Annotated in this window: 19 protein-coding genes and 1 pseudogene; 7 read left to right on the forward strand and 13 right to left on the reverse strand. The window is 70.1% G+C overall.

Annotation, left to right across the window (positions count from 1 at the left end):
• Positions 1-306: 306 nt before the first annotated feature.
• Positions 307-480, reverse strand: coding sequence for a hypothetical protein (locus ACFOYY_RS30415; protein WP_386194340.1), 174 nt, complete (start codon positions 478-480; stop codon positions 307-309).
• A complete protein-coding gene (locus ACFOYY_RS30420) occupies positions 429-938 on the reverse strand; it encodes a recombinase family protein (RefSeq protein ID WP_386194342.1) in 510 nt (169 codons plus the stop codon). The genes ACFOYY_RS30415 and ACFOYY_RS30420 overlap by 52 nt, the downstream gene beginning before the upstream one ends.
• A gap of 17 nt (positions 939-955) precedes the next feature.
• Here ACFOYY_RS30420 and ACFOYY_RS30425 point away from each other — a divergent pair, with 17 nt between their 5' ends.
• The 4 genes from ACFOYY_RS30425 to ACFOYY_RS30440 all read left to right on the forward strand — a co-directional run bounded on the left by ACFOYY_RS30425 (position 956) and on the right by ACFOYY_RS30440 (position 4,067).
• Complete coding sequence (locus ACFOYY_RS30425; protein WP_386194345.1) at positions 956-1,846, forward strand: alpha/beta fold hydrolase; 891 nt, start codon at positions 956-958, stop codon at positions 1,844-1,846.
• 22 nt (positions 1,847-1,868) lie between these two features.
• Positions 1,869-2,657, forward strand: coding sequence for a MerR family transcriptional regulator (locus tag ACFOYY_RS30430; protein WP_352013483.1), 789 nt, complete (start codon positions 1,869-1,871; stop codon positions 2,655-2,657).
• 167 nt (positions 2,658-2,824) lie between these two features.
• The gene (locus ACFOYY_RS30435; RefSeq protein ID WP_386194349.1) at positions 2,825-3,547 is read left to right on the forward strand and encodes an SDR family NAD(P)-dependent oxidoreductase; all 723 of its coding nucleotides are present in this window, start codon (positions 2,825-2,827) and stop codon (positions 3,545-3,547) included.
• A complete protein-coding gene (locus ACFOYY_RS30440) occupies positions 3,537-4,067 on the forward strand; it encodes a MarR family winged helix-turn-helix transcriptional regulator (RefSeq protein ID WP_352013485.1) in 531 nt (176 codons plus the stop codon). Before ACFOYY_RS30435 ends, ACFOYY_RS30440 begins: the two co-directional genes overlap by 11 nt.
• Before the next feature lie 370 nt (positions 4,068-4,437).
• Here ACFOYY_RS30440 and ACFOYY_RS30445 read toward each other — a convergent pair whose 3' ends face one another.
• The 3 genes from ACFOYY_RS30445 to ACFOYY_RS30455 form a co-directional block, all read right to left on the reverse strand.
• Positions 4,438-4,815, reverse strand: coding sequence for a GntR family transcriptional regulator (locus ACFOYY_RS30445; protein ID WP_386194353.1), 378 nt, complete (start codon positions 4,813-4,815; stop codon positions 4,438-4,440).
• On the reverse strand, positions 4,812-5,627 hold the full coding sequence (locus ACFOYY_RS30450) for a hypothetical protein (RefSeq protein WP_352013487.1): 816 nt from the start codon (positions 5,625-5,627) through the stop codon (positions 4,812-4,814). Before ACFOYY_RS30450 ends, ACFOYY_RS30445 begins: the two co-directional genes overlap by 4 nt.
• 877 nt (positions 5,628-6,504) lie before the next feature.
• A complete protein-coding gene (locus ACFOYY_RS30455) occupies positions 6,505-7,734 on the reverse strand; it encodes a serine hydrolase domain-containing protein (protein WP_386194356.1) in 1,230 nt (409 codons plus the stop codon).
• A 129-nt stretch (positions 7,735-7,863) separates the two neighbouring features.
• Between ACFOYY_RS30455 and ACFOYY_RS30460 the strand changes: the two genes are divergently transcribed.
• Positions 7,864-8,763, forward strand: a complete 900-nt coding sequence (locus tag ACFOYY_RS30460; RefSeq protein ID WP_386194359.1) for a LysR family transcriptional regulator — start codon at positions 7,864-7,866, stop codon at positions 8,761-8,763.
• Positions 8,764-9,016: 253 nt separating this feature from the next.
• On the opposite strand, the gene ACFOYY_RS30465 is transcribed toward ACFOYY_RS30460, so the two are convergent.
• From ACFOYY_RS30465 to ACFOYY_RS30475, 3 genes are all read right to left on the reverse strand, one after another.
• Positions 9,017-9,976: a pentapeptide repeat-containing protein gene (locus ACFOYY_RS30465; protein ID WP_386194362.1), complete on the reverse strand. Its 960-nt coding sequence runs from the start codon at positions 9,974-9,976 to the stop codon at positions 9,017-9,019.
• A 273-nt stretch (positions 9,977-10,249) separates the two neighbouring features.
• Entirely contained in the window at positions 10,250-10,819 is a 570-nt protein-coding gene (locus tag ACFOYY_RS30470; protein ID WP_352013492.1) for an SMI1/KNR4 family protein, read from the reverse strand.
• A gap of 379 nt (positions 10,820-11,198) precedes the next feature.
• A complete protein-coding gene (locus tag ACFOYY_RS30475; protein WP_386194365.1) occupies positions 11,199-11,795 on the reverse strand; it encodes a hypothetical protein in 597 nt (198 codons plus the stop codon).
• Positions 11,796-12,215: 420 nt separating this feature from the next.
• Here ACFOYY_RS30475 and ACFOYY_RS30480 point away from each other — a divergent pair.
• Positions 12,216-12,917: pseudogene (locus ACFOYY_RS30480) on the forward strand (IS256 family transposase); the annotation flags it as partial.
• 418 nt (positions 12,918-13,335) lie between these two features.
• Here the strand turns inward: ACFOYY_RS30480 and ACFOYY_RS30485 are convergent.
• The 3 genes from ACFOYY_RS30485 to ACFOYY_RS30495 form a co-directional block, all read right to left on the reverse strand.
• A complete protein-coding gene (locus ACFOYY_RS30485; RefSeq protein ID WP_386194368.1) occupies positions 13,336-14,271 on the reverse strand; it encodes an NADP-dependent oxidoreductase in 936 nt (311 codons plus the stop codon).
• Between the two features lie 96 nt (positions 14,272-14,367).
• Positions 14,368-14,967, reverse strand: a complete 600-nt coding sequence (locus ACFOYY_RS30490) for a TetR family transcriptional regulator (protein ID WP_386194371.1) — start codon at positions 14,965-14,967, stop codon at positions 14,368-14,370.
• On the reverse strand, positions 14,967-15,977 hold the full coding sequence (locus tag ACFOYY_RS30495; RefSeq protein WP_362783468.1) for an aldo/keto reductase: 1,011 nt from the start codon (positions 15,975-15,977) through the stop codon (positions 14,967-14,969). The genes ACFOYY_RS30490 and ACFOYY_RS30495 overlap by 1 nt, the downstream gene beginning before the upstream one ends.
• Positions 15,978-16,139: 162 nt before the next feature.
• Here ACFOYY_RS30495 and ACFOYY_RS30500 point away from each other — a divergent pair, with 162 nt between their 5' ends.
• The gene (locus ACFOYY_RS30500; protein ID WP_386194374.1) at positions 16,140-16,334 is read left to right on the forward strand and encodes a hypothetical protein; all 195 of its coding nucleotides are present in this window, start codon (positions 16,140-16,142) and stop codon (positions 16,332-16,334) included.
• A gap of 37 nt (positions 16,335-16,371) precedes the next feature.
• Here the strand turns inward: ACFOYY_RS30500 and ACFOYY_RS30505 are convergent, their stop codons facing one another.
• Positions 16,372-17,604, reverse strand: coding sequence for an MFS transporter (locus ACFOYY_RS30505; RefSeq protein WP_386194377.1), 1,233 nt, complete (start codon positions 17,602-17,604; stop codon positions 16,372-16,374).
• The gene (locus ACFOYY_RS30510; protein ID WP_386194380.1) at positions 17,601-18,839 is read right to left on the reverse strand and encodes a serine hydrolase domain-containing protein; all 1,239 of its coding nucleotides are present in this window, start codon (positions 18,837-18,839) and stop codon (positions 17,601-17,603) included. Before ACFOYY_RS30510 ends, ACFOYY_RS30505 begins: the two co-directional genes overlap by 4 nt.
• Position 18,840 lies beyond the last annotated feature (1 nt).

Genomic DNA, 18,840 nt, shown 5'->3' on the forward strand with positions numbered 1-18,840 from the left:
CGTCGGCGAACCACTTCGTCATGGCGACCTCGTGCACGATGCCTGACGACCGGACCCGCAGGTTCGAGCCGTCGGCGTAGGCGGCCCGCGCCGCTGCGGCGATCGTCGCCAGGGCGGCGTACAGGTCCGGTTCGTCACTCATCTACAGCCCCACCACCGGATTGTCGGTCCATTGATCGGCATCTTCCAGATACCCCAGCAGGGCGCGGGAGCATCCGCCCAGCCGTCGTGCCGGTCGATGCGCACCAGCAGCGGCCCCGTCGTGCGGCCGTGCTCGGCGAGCGCGGCCAGCAGGGTGCGGGTGGCTCACACCGGGCAGGTGGCCGGGTTGGACCCGTACGGCACGGCCGTCTCGGTGTACTTCTTGATCTTGCGCCGGTAGACGGTGACCACCAGCCCCTCGGCGGTCTCGGCGACGTCGCCGATGTTCAGCGCGGCCAGTTCCGAGGAGCGGGCGGCGGTGGCGTAGCCGAGCAGCACCAGGGCCGCGCCAACTGCCCGCCGAGGCGTCTGGCTTCTTCTTTGGCGGGCGCGGCGAGGGCTTCCTTCAGGGACTGGAAGGCGGCGCGGCTCGGTGACGATCGTGATGAGGTCGGCCAGGAGCGGGCGAACCGGTCGAGTGAGGGAACGACCAGGGTGTCGCCGGACCGCAGGGGGTCCAGGGCCTTGGTGAGCTCTTCGCGGTCGGTGTTCTTGCCGCTCAGCCTGTCGGTGAAGATGCGGATGCGGCCGGCGGCTTCGAGCGCGTGGGTCTGCCGGTCCAGCCGTTGAGCACAGGTAGAGACCCGGGCATAGCCGACAAGCGCTTTGGAGAGGACCGCGGTTTCGGAGCCAAGGAAGTCGGCGGCGGCTTGGCGGGCTGCGGCAGGAGCCGAGCCGGCGATCGCGGATGTATGGGCGTCATGTTGCCACGTCGCTTGACCCTGACGCAGGGTCAAGCTTTCAGCATGGTGGCATGACCACGGAAACCAAGGCGATCGAGGTCGCCGAGCTGTACGACGAGCACAACAATGATGGAGGGCGGGCGGAGAGAGGCGACAGGATGATCCGGCGCTTCACGATCCACCACGACGGCGTCACAATCCCGGTGTCTCGCGGCGGTCAGGGACGACCGCTGGTCCTGTGCCCTGGCCTAAGCTCGACCCAGGCCCACCTGCGCGAGCTGATCGAGCTGCTGAGACGCGATCACGACGTGGTGACCTTCGACCTGCGGGGGCATGGCCTCGCCTCGGCCGCCGACCGGTACTCCTTCGAGGACTTCCTCAATGATCTCGTCGCGGTGATGGCGGAGCTGGGAAACCTCGGCCTCCCAACAGCGCCCGTACTGGTGGGCTACTCGCTGGGCGCCGACCTGGCCGTGCACTACGCCTCCGAGCATCCTGACACCGTCGCCGAGCTTGTTCTCATCGACGGGGCGAATCCGGTGCCCGAACCGTTCATCACCGAGGCAGCCCTGCCGGCGTTCCGCGCCATGTGGGAGGACCTGGCGAATCAGCAGGAGGCCGAGCGGGGCACCGCGCGTCAGGTGCTGCTCAGCGCCCAGGAGATCCTCGACCTGAACCTCGAGATCGACGTGATCCGGTCCGAGATCCTCGACCGGTACAGGAACATCGACCGGCCCGTCAGTATGATCATGTCGACCTCGATGGCCGGCGACAGCGGCGAAGGGCCTGCGCCGCGGTTCAACCAGAACTGGCGTGCCGGCGTCGAGCGGCTTGTCCGCGAGTATCCGCACATTGCCACCAGCTGGCTCGACACCGATCACCAGCTGGTCTTCACCCGTGCCCCGCACATCGCGCAGATCATTCTTGATGCATCAGGCTCATCCGGTCGGGTGATCTCTTGAGCGGTTCCTGGAGACTGGTCTGATGGTGACCATCGGCGAGCTGGCGTCGTACGCGGGGGTGACGGTGCGTGCGGTGCGGCACTACCACGCCAAGGGGCTGCTGCCGGAGCCTGAACGGGATAACTCCGGTTACCGCAGATACGACGCCGGCGCCGTGATCGAACTGATCAAGATCCGGACCCTCGCCGAGGCCGGGGTTCCGCTGGCGCGGGTGCGGGAGCTGCTACGGGCCGGGCAGGAGGAGTTCGCCGCGGCGGTCGCGGACATCGACAGGCAACTGCAGGCGGAGATCCGGGAGAGGCAGCGGCACCGAGAGCGAATCGCCCGGCTCGCCTCCGGGGACAGCCTGGTCCTGCCCCCGGAAGTGGTCGAGTATCTCGACCGGATGCGGGCGCTCGGGGTCGACGAGCGGATCGTTCAGGCCGAGCGTGATGGCTGGATCCCGCTGGCCGCGCACTCACCCGAGCGAGTCCCGGAGTGGATGGCACGCAAGCGGAAGCAGCTCGACGATCCGCGGCTGGTCGACTTCTATCTCATCCTGGGCCAGGCCCTTGACCGGGCCGACGACGATCCGCGGCTGATCGAGCTGGCCGACAAGCTGGCCGCCTATCTCACGCGTATGGCCGACGAGCGGGGCGAGGACTATGTCGACGACATCGATATCGAGCTGCCGCTCGTCAAGCTGATGGACACGCTGGCGTTCGCCACTGTGCCGCCGGCGCGCCGGCTGATCGAACTGCTGAAGCAGCGAGGCTGGACGGGCTGGACCAAGCTCGAGCGCGTGACCTCCACACCGGGCGCGACTTCCTAGTAGCGCCAATACGCGCAGGAAGACGCCACAGCGCGGCGGTCCGAGAGCTATCGGTGATGGCGGGCGGGGTACTGCTGGGCGGCTTGGTCCAATCGCAACAGCAACCCAGCGACGGACCGCCCCTCCTCCGCTAATCTGACTTTAGGCCTAAACTTGAGGAGGATGGCATGACACGTGTGATCGTGGTCACCGGCGGGGGCACCGGCATCGGCAAGGCGATCGCGGCGCGCTTCGCGGCGGACGGAGACCAGGTGCTGATCATCGGCCGCCGCGCCGGCGTACTGGAGAAGACCGCGGAGGAGATCGGCGGCACAGCGCTGGCGGCCGACCTGAGCGATCCGGCCGAGGTCGCACGGGTGCGCGCCGCCCTGGCCGAGCGCTTCGGCATGATCGACGTGCTGGTCAACAACGCGGGCGGCAACATCGAACGGCACGGCGGGTCCGGCGGAGTCGCGGAACGGTGGACGAGCAACTTCCGGGCCAACGTGCTGACGGCGGTGCTGCCGACCGAGGCGTTCCGCGATCTGCTGAACCCGTCGGGCCGGATCGTGTTCATCACCTCGATCGCGGCCTTCCGAGGCTCGGGTGGCACCTCCTACGGCCCGATGAAGGCGGCCCTGCACCCGTATGTATTCGACCTCGCCGCCGCCCTGGGGCCGCGTGGCGTCACGGTGAACGCGGTCGCCCCGGGACTGGTCGAGGACACCGAGTTCTTCGGCGACACCCTGAGCGAGGAACGCCGCGCGGCGCTCGTCATGCAGACCCACACCGGCAGGGCCGGGACACCGGGGGACATCGCCGAGACCGTGCACTGGCTCGCCTCGCCCGGCAGCGGGCACGTCACCGCGCAGATCATCCAGGTGAACGGCGGCGCCGAGCGTGGCCGCTGAGCCGCCACGCGACGGCGCCGATGCCATCCAGGACGCCTGGCGGCGCGAACTGCCAGGTGTTCCGGTGGAGTCGATCGGGATCGTCACCCGCGTCTGGTGGGCCGCCAAGGTTTTCGGCGACCAGCGCCGCCGCACCCTCGCGGCGCTGGGGGTGGACGTCGCGACGCTGGACCTGCTGTCCACGTTGCGGCGCTCCGGCCCGCCGTACCGGATGAGCCCGGGGGAACTGGCCGGGGCGTGCATGGTGACGCGTGGCGCGATCACCCAGCGTGTGGAGCGGGCGGTCAGGGCCGGGCTGGTCGAACGGACCGCTGTGGGGTCGGGCTACCACGCGCGCGCGGTCACCCTCACCGAGGCGGGCGGCGCCCTGCTCGACCGCGTCGTCGCCGATCTGCTTCTCACAGAGGACCGTCTCGTCGGCCATCTCGCCCCCGAACGCCGTGAGCTCCTCGCCGACCTGCTGCGTGAGCTGCTCGCCGGACTCGACGGCCCGGATCCGACCGGACAGGTCGGAGACTGAACTCCAGACTTTTGGGCTGATGACACTTTCGTTGAGACCGTGCTGCCGCTGCCCTACGGCTCACACGGCTCAGGACTCCCGAAGCTGCGGTGAGCCGCAAAGTAGACGGGCTGATCCAGCTCAGCGCGGGTTTCCGTACCGCTCGTCAGAGCCGGACTTCGGCGACCCGTCCCGGGCCGGCGTCGAGGACCGGACCGGCGGAGCGACCGGAGTCAGAGCCGTGACCTGGGGCGATGCGGTTCCGCTGACCGACAGAGTCGTAGTCCTGTCCGGTCGGCCTCCTCCTTTGCCCCTGGCCCGTAGCTTCGGGAGTCCTGGGCCACGTCGGCGTCGTGTGCCTGGCGACGTGACCTCTGCGGCCGGGTCGCGGTCATGACGAGGCCGGTGCCGCCGGGCCGGACGTCAGAGCCGCCTGTACGATGCGGATCGCCTCGCCCGCGTCGAGGCCGACGCTGGCGATCACGGCCGCGTACTCGGCGGCGGCCCGGCGGGCCCGCTCCCGGCCCTCCTCACCGGCCGCCGACACGAACGAGCCCGCCCGCCCGCGCGTCTCGATCAGCCCCGCCTCCTCCAGCTCCCGGTAGGCCCGGCCGACCGTGTTGACGGCCAGGCCGAGATCGGCCGCCAGGTGGCGGATGGTCGGCAGCCGGGCGCCCACGGCCAGCGTGCGGTCCTGGATCTGCCGGGCGAGCTGGGCCCGCAGCTGCTCGAACGGCGGCACCGGCGAGGCCGCGTCGATGACGATCATCGGGTGCTCATGGCCCGCCGGGCCACCGTCGCGCTCGACGGCGTCCTGACGCGGAGGGCGATGCACGCGACCATGCCCAGGACCACGTTGGCGACCGCGGCGGCGCCCCACCAGCCGGGCGCGGTGCCGAACAGCAGCACCATGGGCAGCGACCACTGCACGCTCGGCGTGGTGAGCTCGCGGGCGTCTTCGACGCGCATGATGACGTCGGCGGTCAGCGACTCCTCATCCTGCGCCACGACCGGGTGCCTGAGCAGGTGGCGCAACTGCATGGCGGTGATGGCCGTCGCGCCGAGCAGGGCGATCAGCAGGACGACGGCCGGCTGCCGCAGGGTGGGGTCGGGAACGGCCAGGGCGCTTGCGGCCAGCGCCATCGTTCCGGCGAACGTGGCGGCCGCGAAGGCGGCGTACGGCCTGCCGAGCACGGCCCGCCAGCCGGGCTGGATCAGGTGGGTGGCCCTGCGGGACAGTGTCGCGCCCGCCCGCTGGTCGACGCGTCGCACCCACCGGTCGAGCAGTGATTGTGCCAGCAGCAGCCCGGCCACCAGCGCGGTCAGGGCCAGCAGAGGCAGTGGGCGATGCGGCGGGGAGCCGCCGAAGGCGGAAGCGGCGGCGAGCGCGCTCGCGATGATCAGCACGGCCGGGATGATCTGAGCGGCCAGGCGGGCGCGTCTGCGGACCGCGAGCCGGCTGGCCAGCAGTGGGGTCGGGCGGGTGCCGGCCAGGTCGTGCATGGCCAGCCACTCGCCTGCCAGTCGCAGATCGGTCGCACGCGTCTGCGGGCCGGCGTCCGGTAACGGTTCGGGGGTCACAGCGCCTCCTTTGTCGCAAGCTTTGTATCAAGATGATGCGTCATAACTTGCGACAAAGTCAACGCCCGACCATTGCGAGATCCCTGCCGGTCGGCGAGGGCGGGTCAGACGGCATGGCCCAGGACTCCCGAAGCTACGGCCAAGGGCAAAGCAGGAGGCCGACCGGACAGAACTACGACTCTGTGCCCGGTCACCGGAACCGCATTGTTCCAGGTCACGGCTCTGACTCCGATCGCCCCGCCAATCCGGTCCCCGATGCCGACCCGGGACGGGCCGCCGAGACTCGGCCCTGGCGAGCGGTACGGAAACCCGTGCTGAGCTGGACCGGCCCGCCTGCTTTGCAGTTCGTCGCAGCTTCGGGAGCCCGCTGACCTGTGGTTAGACCGCTACTTCGCCCCTGGGCGTGGCTTTAGGAGTCCTGGGCCGACTCCGTCGCCCACATCGCAGACCTACCTGACCAGCCTGAGCCGTCACGGGCCCAGCGACTGTGCATCCACCGACGCGCCGCCAGGCCAATTGGGGCTACGTCCGCACAGTCCTCGGCCGGCGCCGACGGGGCTCCGGCTTCTGGACCGGGTGCCGTGGCCCGATCCCGCCCTCGATGAGGTTTCCCACCTTCCGAGGCACGGCGCCCGACGCGGGGCCCTGCGCATCGGCGAGCGAAGTGCCCCTCATACCTTCGCGGCGGACTTGTGAATCGTGTGGGGAGCGGCCCAGGAGCACCTGCCCCATCCCGACGCCTGCGAGCCGGGCATGGATGCGGCAGGACCCGGTCTGCGCGGGATCGTCGTCACGGGAGGCGAATGAACCTCGTCGACATCACCACAACCGTAACGGGGATGATCAACAAGAAGAAGCTGGCAAGCGGGCATCGCGGCTATGCGTCGACGGCCTGGCAGACGGTGGTCCAGAAGTCATGGATGAGCCGCGCGGGAGCGGGCACGGACAGTCCGACCTGCGTCAGCAGGATGCCGGTGACCCCGTGGCGCGGGTCGGCGTAGACCGACGTCCCGGTGCCGCCATCCCACCCGAACTGCCCGATCGGCGAGTAATCGCCGCGGTGCGTCCTGACGGCCATGCCGAACCCCCAGCCACCGTGCTGCCCCTGCCCGTACGACAGGTGCACGTTGCTGACAGCCATCTGATGGCGCAGGGCCTGCACCTCGGCCCCCAGCCGGTTGGTGGTCATCAGCTCCACCGCGGGACGCGACAGGATCCGTCGGCCGTGATGGACTCCGCCGGCCAGCAGCATCCGGAAGTAGGTGTGGTAGTCGTCCACGGTGGACACCAGCCCTCCACCGCCACGATGGAACATCGGCGGCTTGCTGAAACTGCCGCCGGCGGCTTCGTCCCACACGTGGAACTCCCCGGTGCCCGGGTCGGGCATGTAGCAGGGCGGCAGCCGGTCGATCGCGGCTTCGCCGACCCAGAATCCGGTGTCGCGCATGCCCAGCGGCTCGAAGACCCGCTCGTCCAGGAAATCGCCCAGCGTCTGACCCGTCACCCGGGCGACGAGCATGCTCAGCACGTCGTGGCTGAGTTCGTACTGCCAGCGCTGTCCCGGCTGGTAGGACAGCGGAATCCCGCCGAGGAGCCGGAGCCATGCGTCGGGGTCGACCGCGGACCCGGCCGCCGGACTGTAGTAGGCGACCTCCATAATCTTCGCGCCGATCGGCGCGGCCATCAGCGGCAGGTCGATCCCGAGCCCGAAGGTCGAGCTCAGCACGTCCCGCACCGTGATCGGGCGATGGGCCGGGACGGTGTCGTCGAGGGGGCCGTCCGGGCGGACGAGCACCTGCCGATCGGCCAGTTCCGGCAGCCATTCCTGCACCGGATCGTCCAGCCGGATACGGCACTCGTCCAGCAGCACCATCGCCGCGGCCATCGTCACCGGCTTCGTGGTCGAGGCCATCCGGAAGATCGTGTCCCGGCGCATCGCCGGGCCGCCGTCGTGCCGCATCGTCCCGGCCGCCTCGACGTGGACCTCCTCACCCCGGCTCACCAAGGCCACCAAGCCGGGAATCTGCCCGGACTCGACATACCGGTTCAGCAGGCCGCGCAGTCTGGCCATCCCCGCTGTGGTGAATCCGTTACCGACGTCGCTCATCGTCACGCCTTTCCTCTCGCGCGCCTTCTTTTCGCGAGAGCCAGCATCATCGGCCCGCTCAGCAGCGGCAACGCTCAACTCGGCAACCGGCGTTAAGCGATGCTTACCGCCATCGGGGAAGATACGTCCGTGGAACTGCGCGACATCGAGATCTTCCTGACCCTCGCCGAAGAGCTGCATTTCGGTCGTACGGCCCAGCGGCTGCGGCTGACGCCGGCCCGGGTCAGCCAGTCGGTCAAGAAGCAGGAGCGGCAGATCGGGGCGCTGCTGTTCGACCGCTCATCGCACCACGTGGCGCTGACCGCGCTCGGCCGCCGCCTGCGCGACGACCTGCAGCCGGCCTACCAGGCTCTGCGCAAGGGCCTGGACAACGCCCGCCTTACGGCCAGCACCGGGACGGCGGCGGCCGACACCCCGCTCCGGCTCGGGATCGTCGGCGGAGGCCCGCTCGACGACCTGCGCCCGGTCTTCGACGAGTTCACCTCCCGCCACCCCGAGCATCCGATCCAGCTCCGCTCGATCCCGTTCGGCAGGCCGTTCGCCGGTCTGCGCCGTGGCGACCTCGACCTCGCGGTGCTGTGGCTGCCGGTCCGCGAACCCGACCTGGTCGTCGGCCCACTCATGTTCACCGAGCCGTTCGTGCTCGCCGTCGGGATCCGGCACCGGCTGGCGCAACGCGAGTCCGTCACGTACGAGGATCTGGCCGCCGAGACCACCCTGGCCGCCGACGTCCCCGACTACTGGCGCGCCGCGGTGGTCCCGTTCAGAACCCCGAGCGGGCATCCCATCCGCGTCGGACCGACGGTCGCCGACTGGATGGAGCTGGTCGCCATCGTCGCCAACGGCGAGATCGTCGCTCCGGTCCACGCGCACGCCGTGCGCTACCACACCCGCCCCGACATCGCCTACATCCCCATCACGGGCGTGCCCGACTCGCGCTGGGCACCGGTGTGGCGCGCCGACGCCGAATCCGACGTCATCCGCGCGTTCCTCGACGTCATCACCGACCTCGGCCCTCTCCACCTGTAACGGCCGAACGCGAACGCGGCGCCTACCACGCCGTCACCGGAACGATCCGGGTGGCTGGCCCGGCGTGCACGGTCGGTGTCAGCGGCTGGGGCCTGGGCGCCGCCCACCCAGACTGCGGGCCGGTCACCTGTCGCCGGTGCCTGAAACTCACCAGTGCCGAGCCGCTTGCCGAGCAGCTGACGCTGTTCGGCGCCGACGAGCAGGACACACCTGCAGACGGCGGGAACACCCCTGCCTGATCCACCAGCCGCAGTCAGGCGTTGCTCGATCGTGCCTTCTCCTCTGAGGCGTCGTCGACCGGTCCCGGCTCATCAGCCGCGCTGTCTTCGACCAGACGGCCCTCGCCGCCGGACCTCACCTCCAAACGCCATCCATCCGGCCACCTATGACCCTCTAGAGGAACAGCTGTCGCGCCGAACAATCGGGCACCGCCGGTGAAGGTCGCCTCGTCGAACCATGCGCTCCCGCTGAAGGACGCCCTAGAGAACCTGGCGCCCCCGGTGAAGGTCGCCCCGACAAAGATCGCCCCTGCGGAGTGGCAGCGGGTGAAGTTCAGGTTGGTGAGGATGGCGCCGGTCAGGTCGACGCACATGCCTTCCCAGAACCGGGGGCCGGCCGGTTCGGCGATGCGCTCACCCGGTGCGCGGTCATCGTGGAGGTGGTCTTCCAGGGTGCGCTGGGTAGTGAGGCGAACCTGAAGTTCCTCGTGCGGGTCGCGTCCGGTGGCGGGGGCGGAGGCTCCGGCGATGGCGGCGCGCGGGACGGCGGGCGCCAGGTCCTGCCGGACACCGCCGGGCGACGCCCACGGCATCCTCAGATACGCGCAGATGACGTTGACGATGGTCTGCCGGTGCCCGGGGTTGTCTTGGGCCAGGCGCTCCAGCGCGTACAGGCCGCCCAGCCGTACCGCGGCGGCCTCGTGACCGAGCTGCTCGACCGCCTTCGTGTACAGGTCGGTCACCCCGGCGCTCGGTCGCGTCGTGGGTGGTGTGCGCGGCGGTGACCTCCTGGGGTGCTGACGGCGGAAGGCCAGCATCAGCGTGACCGCCGCCCCGACCGCGGCCCCGGCGGCCAGCGCGGTGCGCAGCATCTCCCCCCGCACGCTTCCCACCCCGCCTCCGACGCCAGGGCTCGGGACGGGAACGGAGGCGGCCGGGTCGGCCAGAAGCCACCACAACGTGACGGCGACCACGACGGCCACCAGCACGGTCACGCAGACGATCCACCACAGAGCCGACCGGGGCGTATGCACCGGTGGAGGCGCCACCGTGACGGTTCGGCGAAGGGAAGGACGGAAGCGGCGACGTGGAAGTAACGGCATTGCTTTCATTCCAGCCGTCGCAGCCTGGCCCCGGCCTGATGCCGTCTGATCGTTACGGGAAGCACCTACGCCCGCAGCCTGCGGTTTCAGGAGAAATCGCCTGATCTCGGCGGCCGTGTCTGCCCTTGAGGGGTACGGGGTCTGACTACTGGCGGGCTCTCTCACTCAAGATTCGCGAATCCACCCAGCCTCCTCCACGGTCGCCCCTACAAGTCCTTCCGGCCCGAACATGGGGCACCGGACGTGCCCGTTCAGCAGACCGACCAGCACGTCGGTGAAGGTTCCGGGATAGTGCCACCACCGGTGAAGTGTCGTTATGACGACGGTCCACTTTCCCGGGTCCGGGTCGGTGAGCCAGCAGCAGTAGTCTCCGTTGGAGGTGTTACCCCAGGGAAACAGCCCCTGGGGGGCGGGGTAAACGGGGAACGGCGGCGCCGGACGGGGAACATCGCGGTCGTCGACCAGTTCGATCTGGTCGAAGCGTTCCCCCCACCGGCGCATGTTTTCCAGCACGTCCGCCCAGCTTTGAACATACTCCTGCGGGGTTTCGCTGGTTCCGGGATGGCCCACGAGGAGGAACTCGTCGAACTCCAGGGTGGAGTATCTCGAAGCCCAGTCCTTGTAGTCGTCCGGGAACACCAGGCCGGTGCCTTCTTCGATGAGGGTCCAGTTCACGGGTGGAGGCGGAACACGGGATGGCCCGATGATGGCTTCAAGATCGGTGATGCTGCGCATTCAACACATTCTTCTCCGAAGCTGTTGGCCAGGAAGTGATCTTCGCTCATGTGGTGACCCGCGCTTCGCTTCACTGATGCAGGCACCTGCCGGGCGGTTACCGTCACCTCATGGCGCCGCCCGTTCCGAAGGGCTACCTTCCCAGGGGCCGCAGAGGTGTCGGGCGTTCAGCAAGCTCCGCACGGGCGCCGACCCCACCCGATCCAGGCTCTGATCAGATGCTTCCCGGTCGAGGCCGGCCGCTTGCCGAGTGGCCTGGAGCTCGGCCAGTTCGGCGAGCGCGGCGACGAACGGGGTAGCGCGCGGTCGGCGGGCAGCGTGTCCAGCTCCTGCTGCGGGCGCTCGTAGGCGGCTGGGGACACGTCCGGTAGCGCAGCCCTCACCCAGTTCGGGTCACGGTTCCGTCGAGGGTGCGGACGAAGACCGAGCCGGTGGCTGGGCTGGACTGGTAGTGGTAGGTGGCGGTGGTGACCTTGGTGCTGCCGGCGGCGCACTGGGGGTTGAGCAGGCTGGCGGTGCCTCCCGGGCGGCGGGGATAGTCGCTGCGGGGGGTGATCGTCCAGGTGTAGCCGCGCCCGGCGACGGCGGCGGTGCCGTTGAATGCGTCCGGCTGCCCGGCGAAAACGTCCTGGATGCTGCCGCTGATGACCGCCAGGCCGCCGTTGGGCAGGCTCGGGATCACGCCGCCGGGCACCAGGGCGATCCGGCGCTGGCCATAAGGGCCGCTGCGGCCGTTCCAGAAGGTGGCCCGCACCGAGCCGGAGAAGCCCGCGGCAAGGGTGGCCGAGCGCCAGTCGGCCTGGTGGCCGCCGCAACCCGGGCCCTCGCCGACCGCCCGGGCCGCGGAGTCGGCAGCGGGTGCCGCCTTGGCGAAGGAGGAAACGGCCTGGGCAGGTGTCGGAAAGCCGGGCACGCCGGTCAGGGTGGCCAAGGCGGTGGCCAGGGCCAGGACGGGCAGGGGCCGCAAGCGGCGCATGGGGGCTCCTTTTCTGGGCGAAGGACGTTTCCGCAGCTGATGAGCGGGCGCTCTGCCCGGGGTGTCGTGGGGATCGACGGCAACCAGTCGCTACCTATCGTAGTTAATTGACTACGTTATGGAAATACTTGGGGCCGGCCATACCACCCAGGAGCCACCCCCCCCCCGCAGTTCTTCACCCCGGACATCTCTGACCGGCCGCCGGGGGATCGGTACAGATTTTGGCGGTAGAGCTGAGGGCGGAGACGTTTCTCCAGCTCACGGCCATCAGTTCTGAGCTGGCCACATCGGACAGAACCTGGATTCTGTCGGGGTTGCGTCCACGGAGGTGGTGTACGAGTTTGACCTGGCACAGGCATGGCGCCGGGAAATGGTGACGGCCATCGCGTGATCCTTCGAGTAGCGAAGATCAAGTTCGAAAACGTGCGCGTCCTGGTCGCCACGGCCGTGAACGCAGGCGGCAACCGGGAGATCCTCGGGCTGGAGGTCACCTCGGCCGAGAACGGCGCCGGCTGGCTGACGTTCCTGCGGGGCTTGGTGGCCCGCGGCCTGGGCGGGGTGCAACTGGTCGTCTCCGACGCCCGTCCTGGCCTGGTCGAGGCGATCGGCGCGACCTTGGCGGGCGCGTCCTGGCAGAGATGCCGCACCCACTACCTGCGCAGTCTGCTGCCACCGTCCCGAAGTCGGCGCAGCCGTGGGTGGCCACCCTGGTGCGCACCATCTTCGACCAGCCTGCCGCCGAGCAGGTACGCGCTCAGTACGCCTGGGTGATCGACGCGCTGGGGACCAGGTATCCGGCCGCGTGCGAGCACCTGGAAGCCGCCCGCGAAGACCTGCTGGCCTTCACCGCCTTCCCCGAAGGAGACCTGGCGGCAGGTCTGGTCGAACAATCCACAGGAGCGGTTGAACAAGGAGATCCGCCACCGCACCGACGTGGTCGGCATCTTCCCGGACCGGGCCGCGATCGTCCGGCTTGTCGGTGCGGTTTTGGCCGAGCAGACCGACGAGTGGACCGAGGCCCGCCGCTCCATGGGGCTCGACATCCTGGCCAAATGCCGGATGCGCATCCTTGCCGGCGACACACCGGCCCACAACCCACTACCGCAGACACTTACCGCTTAACCTGCAGAAACAGGATCACGCGAAGGTCAGCTCGTACACCACTTCACTGGACGTGACCCGGTCTGCTTCGCGACGTGGTCGACCACCTCGTCAGGAAACTCCGTCCGCCCGCGCGGGAAGCGCCCGTGCTGCGTGAGGTACTTCAGCTTCGGCATCACAGAAGGTCAGGCTAGGGATCTTCGAGGTTTGGCGGCCTATGACACGTTGGTCAACAGCACCCCAGGCCCGCACGGCCCGCGACCATCCATGGACGTTTTCGACGCCATGGCCGAGACCCGTATGGCCGCCCGACGGGTGCTGTCACTACCGCACAAGCAGCAGGTTCGTCTCGGCCGGCCTTCGCGGTTCGACGGCGGCGACGGTTTCTTCCGTGGTGACGACGTTTCGGGAGTCGTGTGCGGCCCTCGGCGAGGGTCGGTCAGCCGAACCGTAGGACGAACCGCCCGCGAACGCCACGCCGTTCGAGCGAGCGATGCGCGTCGCCGGCTCGGGAGGCCGGCAGTTCGCCGGCCACGCGGACGGTGAGCAGTCCCTCACCGGCGAGTTCGGCGAGCCGGTCGAGCTTGGCCGCGGCCTCGACGTAGTGGCGGACGAAGATCGGGACGACGCGGACCCGGCCGGTCCCGTCGCCCTGGTAACCGCGGAGGGTGGCGACGGTGCCGCCGTCCTTGACGGCAGGGAGTACGGCGGCCTCCAGCACGGCGGCGTCGACGAGCCCGTCGACGCCGCCCGGGTGGAGGTGGCGGACCATTGCGGCGAAGTCGTCCCCCCGCGGCACAGTCTCGTCGGCTCCGCACTCGCGGACGAAGGTCTCGTCCTGCCGGGCGGCGTCGGCGACGACGACCAGTCCGGCCTGCTTGGCGAGCTGGACGAAGTACCCGCCGACGGTACCGGCCGCACCGGTGACGGCGACCGTCGCGCCGGCCGGGAGCGCCAGCGTGTCAAGTGCGAGCCGGGCGGTGAGCCCGTTCATCGGGATGGTGGCGGCCTGAACGTCCGAGAGCCCGGCCGGGATCCTCGCGACCGAGCGTGCCGGCACGACGAGGTCTGCCCGGTAGCCGCCGTGCGCGCCTGAGGGCACCACGATGGCCATGACGGCGTCCCCGATCGCGAACGGACGGTCGACAGCGGGGCCGATCTCGGTGATCACGCCGGCGACCTCCATGCCCGGCACCCGCACCGCGTCCGCCTCATCCTGCCGCGGACGAGAACGGATCACCGTGTCGACCGGGTTCACCGTGGCGCTGCTCACCCGGATCCTGACCTGACCGGGACCGATCGGTTCGGCCACCAGGTCGAACTCGCCAAGAGCGTCGGGTCCGCCTGGCCGGGTCACTCCGATTGCTTGAACCATGGTCGTTCGTACTCCTTGTTCGTTGCCGCCGGGGTGGCGGTGGGCAGGGCCGACCATGCCGTTGACGAGTCGCGGCGGATGATCGACCCGGTTCGGCTACGGCGATGCGGGGGCGTGAAGACCCTCGAGCAGCAGGCTGCACACATCGTCGAGCTCGGCGCCGACGCCGGGGTTCTGCCATTCGGCCGCGTGGGCGAGATGGTGGAACTTGGCAGTGGCGTTGAAGACCACGCGGGCGGTGGCCGCCGCGTCGTCGGTGCGGAGGCTGCCGTCGGCGGCGCCGTCAGCGATGATGGCCGTCAGCTGGCCCAGGAGATCGGCGACGTGGTCGGTGGCGACGCTGCTGTGCGCGGCGGCGAGGATTCCATAGGCGGCGAACAGCTCCGGGTCCTGGCGAATCTTGGCCTGCTTCACGGCCAGGACGGCGTGCAGCCAGGTGCGCAGCCGCCGCGCCGGCGCAACCGCGCTGTCGGTGGCGATGACGGCGAGGGCGTCGCGGTTGCGGTCGAGCCAGCGCCGGGTCACGGCCTCGCGCAGCGCCTGCTTGGAGGGGAAGTGCTTGTAGACGGCGGCGTGGCTGACCCCGAGTGTCCGGGCGACGTCGACGACCGTTGCCTTGTCCGGTCCGTGGCGCCGCAGGATCTCCTCGGTGGCTGCCAGGATGGCGTTCGCGTCCAGCGGGATTCGGGCGGGCATCAGCGTCCGCCGCCCGTTCGCTCGCTGTCCAGTAGCGCGAGCAGGGCGGGGGCGTAGCGTTCTCCCGCGACCGCCCCTCGGGGGACGGCCTGCTCAATCGCGTCCAGGTCGTCCTCGGTCAACCGCAGACCGGTGGCGTCCACCGCCTCGGTGACGCTGTGCGGCCGGCTGGCCCCGACCAGCGCGACGATGTCCCGGTGCACGCGACCCTGTGCGAGCACCCACGCGATCGCGAGCTGCGCGACCGTGACACCGCGGGAGGTGGCGATCTCCCGCAGCCGTTCGACCAGCGCGAGGTTGGTCTCGATGTTTCCGGCGGCGAAGCGGGGCAGGTGCCCGCGATGCCGTGCGTCGCCGGCCGACGGCCGCCACGTCCCGGTCAGCATTCCTTGGGCGAGTACCCCGTAGGCGGTGACGCCGATGCCCAGTTCGCGGCAGGTGGGCAGGATCTCGTCTTCGGCACCGCGGCTGAACAGTGAGTACTCGATCTGGACGTCGGTGATCGGGTGCACGGCGTGGGCGCGGCGGATCGTCTCGGCGCCGACCTCGGACAGCCCGATGCCGCGCACGTAGCCCTTCTGCACCATCTCGGCGACGGCGCCGACGGTCTCCTCGATCGGGACAACGGGATCCAGCCTGGCCGGGCGATAGATGTCCACATAGTCGATGCCCAGCCGCTGCAGCGAGTAGCCCAGGAAGTTCGGGATCGCGTCCGGTCGGCCGTTGATGCCGCGCACGCTGCCGTCCACGCCGAACAGCGCGCCGAACTTCACGCTCACCACGGCGCGGTCGCGATCGGCGGATCGCAGCGCCTGCCCGATGAGCGTCTCGTTGTGCCCCATCCCGTAGTGGTCGGCCGTGTCGATGAAGGTGATCCCGGCGTCGAGCGCGTTGCGAAACGTCGCGATGCTCTGTTCGTCGGCGCTGTGCCCGTACGCGCCGGACATGCCTGCGCAACCGAGCCCGACCGCCCCCACATGGACGTCGGCGCCGAGTGTCCTCTGCTCCATGCGAGAAACACTAAGCAGGCTGGTAACAGATGTCAAAACTTGTAACCTGACACCTTGGTCGTTACGGGGCCAGAGCGTGGCGGTCTCTTCGAGGTTCAAGGCTTCGGACCTGTCCGGTTCGCGGCGCCGCTGGATGCCCCGGAACCGAACCCGGCCGAAGGAGTGCGGCCGGTTCTCAAACGGGGCCCGGCCAACCTCGCTCCCCATGACGCCGAGCGGCTCACCACACTGGTCAAGGCCAGGCTCGAACGGATGCGGTACCGTCCTGCGCTGCTCGACGGCTTCGTCGCCCGGGCTGGCCTGCCCCTCGAACCGCTGCGGCTTCAGCCTTTCAACCTCAGACGCTCTCCCGGCTGACGTTCGGTGACGTTTCCCGCGAGGGCCTGAGTTCGCTTTAGCCGGTGGTGGGGAAGCGGCGGAGTGCCGGGGTGAGCGTGGTCGCCAGCGCGATGACGCTGAGGGCGGCGGCACAGCTCAGTATGCCGCCGGGCCCCGCTCCACCGGCGGTCATGAGGGCGCCGCCGAGCAGCGGCCCGAGCGCCGCCGCGCCGCCGGAGCACAACCCGACGATGCCGGTCAGCCGGCCGCGCAGCCTGTCCGGAGTGACCGTGATCTGGTACGTCAGGATCGTCGTGTTCGCCAGCGGCGCGAAGAACGCGGTACAGCCCAGCAGCAGCCCCAGCGGCAGGCCGCCGGGCACGAGCGCCATCAGCCCGGTCAGCAGGGCCGTCATCCACGAGAAGCCGATGATGACGACCGGAGCGGGCAGCAGGGCGTGCAGCCGGTCGGCCAGCGCCGCGCCGAGCAGCCCGCCCGCGCCCATGCAGGCCATGGTCAGGCCGATCACGCCCGCGCCCACCTTGTCCTCGTGCGACATCGCCAGCACGATGATCATCAGTGCGGTGAACACGAGGTTGGACACCGCCATCCACACCAGCGTCGTCCTGATCAACCGCTGCCCCAGCACCCACCGGAGCCCGGCCACGAGATCCCCTCCCGCACCCCGGGCGGGCTCCGCGGGCGCGGGGCGCGCGGGCAGCCGGAGGAACATCAGCGCCGCGAACGAGAGCGCCAGCATCAGGCCGTCCAGCGCGAACGGCATCGCCTGCTCAACCGCGAACAGGAACCCGGCGAGCGCCGGGCCCAGCAGCGTCGCGATGAACGGTCTCGCCGTGTTGGCCGCGACCGCCCGCGACAACTGGGACTCCGGTACGACCTGCGGAAGCGCGGCCTGCTCCGCAGGTTCGAAAGCCGCCCCGAGCAGCCCGTCGATCAGCGCCACGAGCAGGACGTGCGGGAACGAGAACGCGTCCAGCCAGACGGCGACCGCCACCGACGCCACGGCCAGCGCCCGGCCGCCCTGGCACAGCAGCAGCGTCCTGCGCCTGTCCCACCGGTCGGCGATCACACCGGCGGGCAGGTTGGCCAGCATGTGACCGGCCGCGACCAGCGACGAGGCCAGCCCGGCCTGCAACGCGGAGCCCGACATGGCCAGGATCAGCAGCGGGAACGCGACGAAGTTGATCTCGTTGCCGAACTCCGACAGGAACTGTCCGCTCCACAGGATCACGTAACGCCTGTTACGCGCGAGCGGGGGAGCGACGGTCTCCACGGCGGCTTCCTTCATGCTCCGGGGCTCCCCGCCCGGCGGGCCAAACGGCCTGACACCTGAATCAGGTCGATGTCGCCGCCCAGGGTGATGAACCGCCCCGCGTGGCCCTCACCGATCTCGAACACCCCGCCCCGGTAGCAGGTGATCGGCCCTGCCGACCGCAGACACAGCCCGCCGCCGCCGCTGGTGACCTCGAAGGCCGATCCGCCGTTCACGTATGTGCCCGTGCACCCGGGCGGCGGCGCCACGGGTGGTCCCGAGCCCGCGAGCGGGCGGTGGTCGCCGGGGGCGATCCCGTGGAGGGCCAGCCGTTCGGTGAGGTCGCGCCACAGGGCGAGCCCGGTGTCCGCGTTCGTGGTGAGCGCGACGACGGTTCGTTGCGAGGGCTCGAACCTCAGATGGCAGGAGGTGCCCTCGCCGGTGCCGTCGTGGCCGTACCAGTCGAGGCCGTCGCGGTGGTGCGCCGACCAGCCGAGGCACCAGCCGTCCGCCAGCCCGTACGGCCCGATCTCGATCCCGGCCAGCTGGTCCTCGCGCAGCTCGTGAAGGGTACGCCGGTCGAGCAGGACGGGCAGGTCAGGGTCGGCCAGGTGGAGCCGAGCCAGGGTGACGAGGTCGGTCGCGCTCAGCGCGAGCGCGCCGGAAGGGGCCTGACCGGGGGTCTCCTGCTCCTGCGCCACCGGCACGACGCGACCTGTCGCCGGATGCACGCTGTGGCCGGTCGCGGTACGGCGACCGGTACGCCGTCCCGTCGCGTACGACGCTTCGATGCCCAGCGGGGTCAGCAGTAGTTCCTCGACCGCCTCCCACCAGGTCATCCCGGTGACCTGGCCGACCAGGCGGCCCACCAGCTCGTAGCCGAGGTTGGAGTAGGAGAACGCCCGGCCCACCCGCAGAACGGCGGGGTGCCGTACGTCGCCGTCGGCGGCCAGGCCCGAGGTATGACTGAGCAGGCCACGCAGAGTCACCCCTTCGACCCCGCCGGGCAGCGGGCCGTCGAAGGTCAGGTCACCGTCGTCGGCCAGCATGGCGGCCAGCGTGGCCGTGAACGGCTTGGTCAGCGAGCCCAGCGGGAACGCCGTCGCCTCCGTCACGGCCGCCTCGCCGCCGTGGGTCTCGACGCCGTACCCGGCGCTCACCGTACGGCCGCCGTGGCGGACGGCGAGCTGCGCGCCCGGGACGTGGTGCTCGCGCGCCAGTTCGGCCAGCAGGCCGGCCAGCGCGGTGGCGGGGAGGGCGAGAACGTCCATG

It is taken from the genome of Streptosporangium jomthongense, assembly GCF_042650425.1.
In the GTDB taxonomy this organism is placed as follows: Bacteria; Actinomycetota; Actinomycetes; order Streptosporangiales; family Streptosporangiaceae; genus Streptosporangium.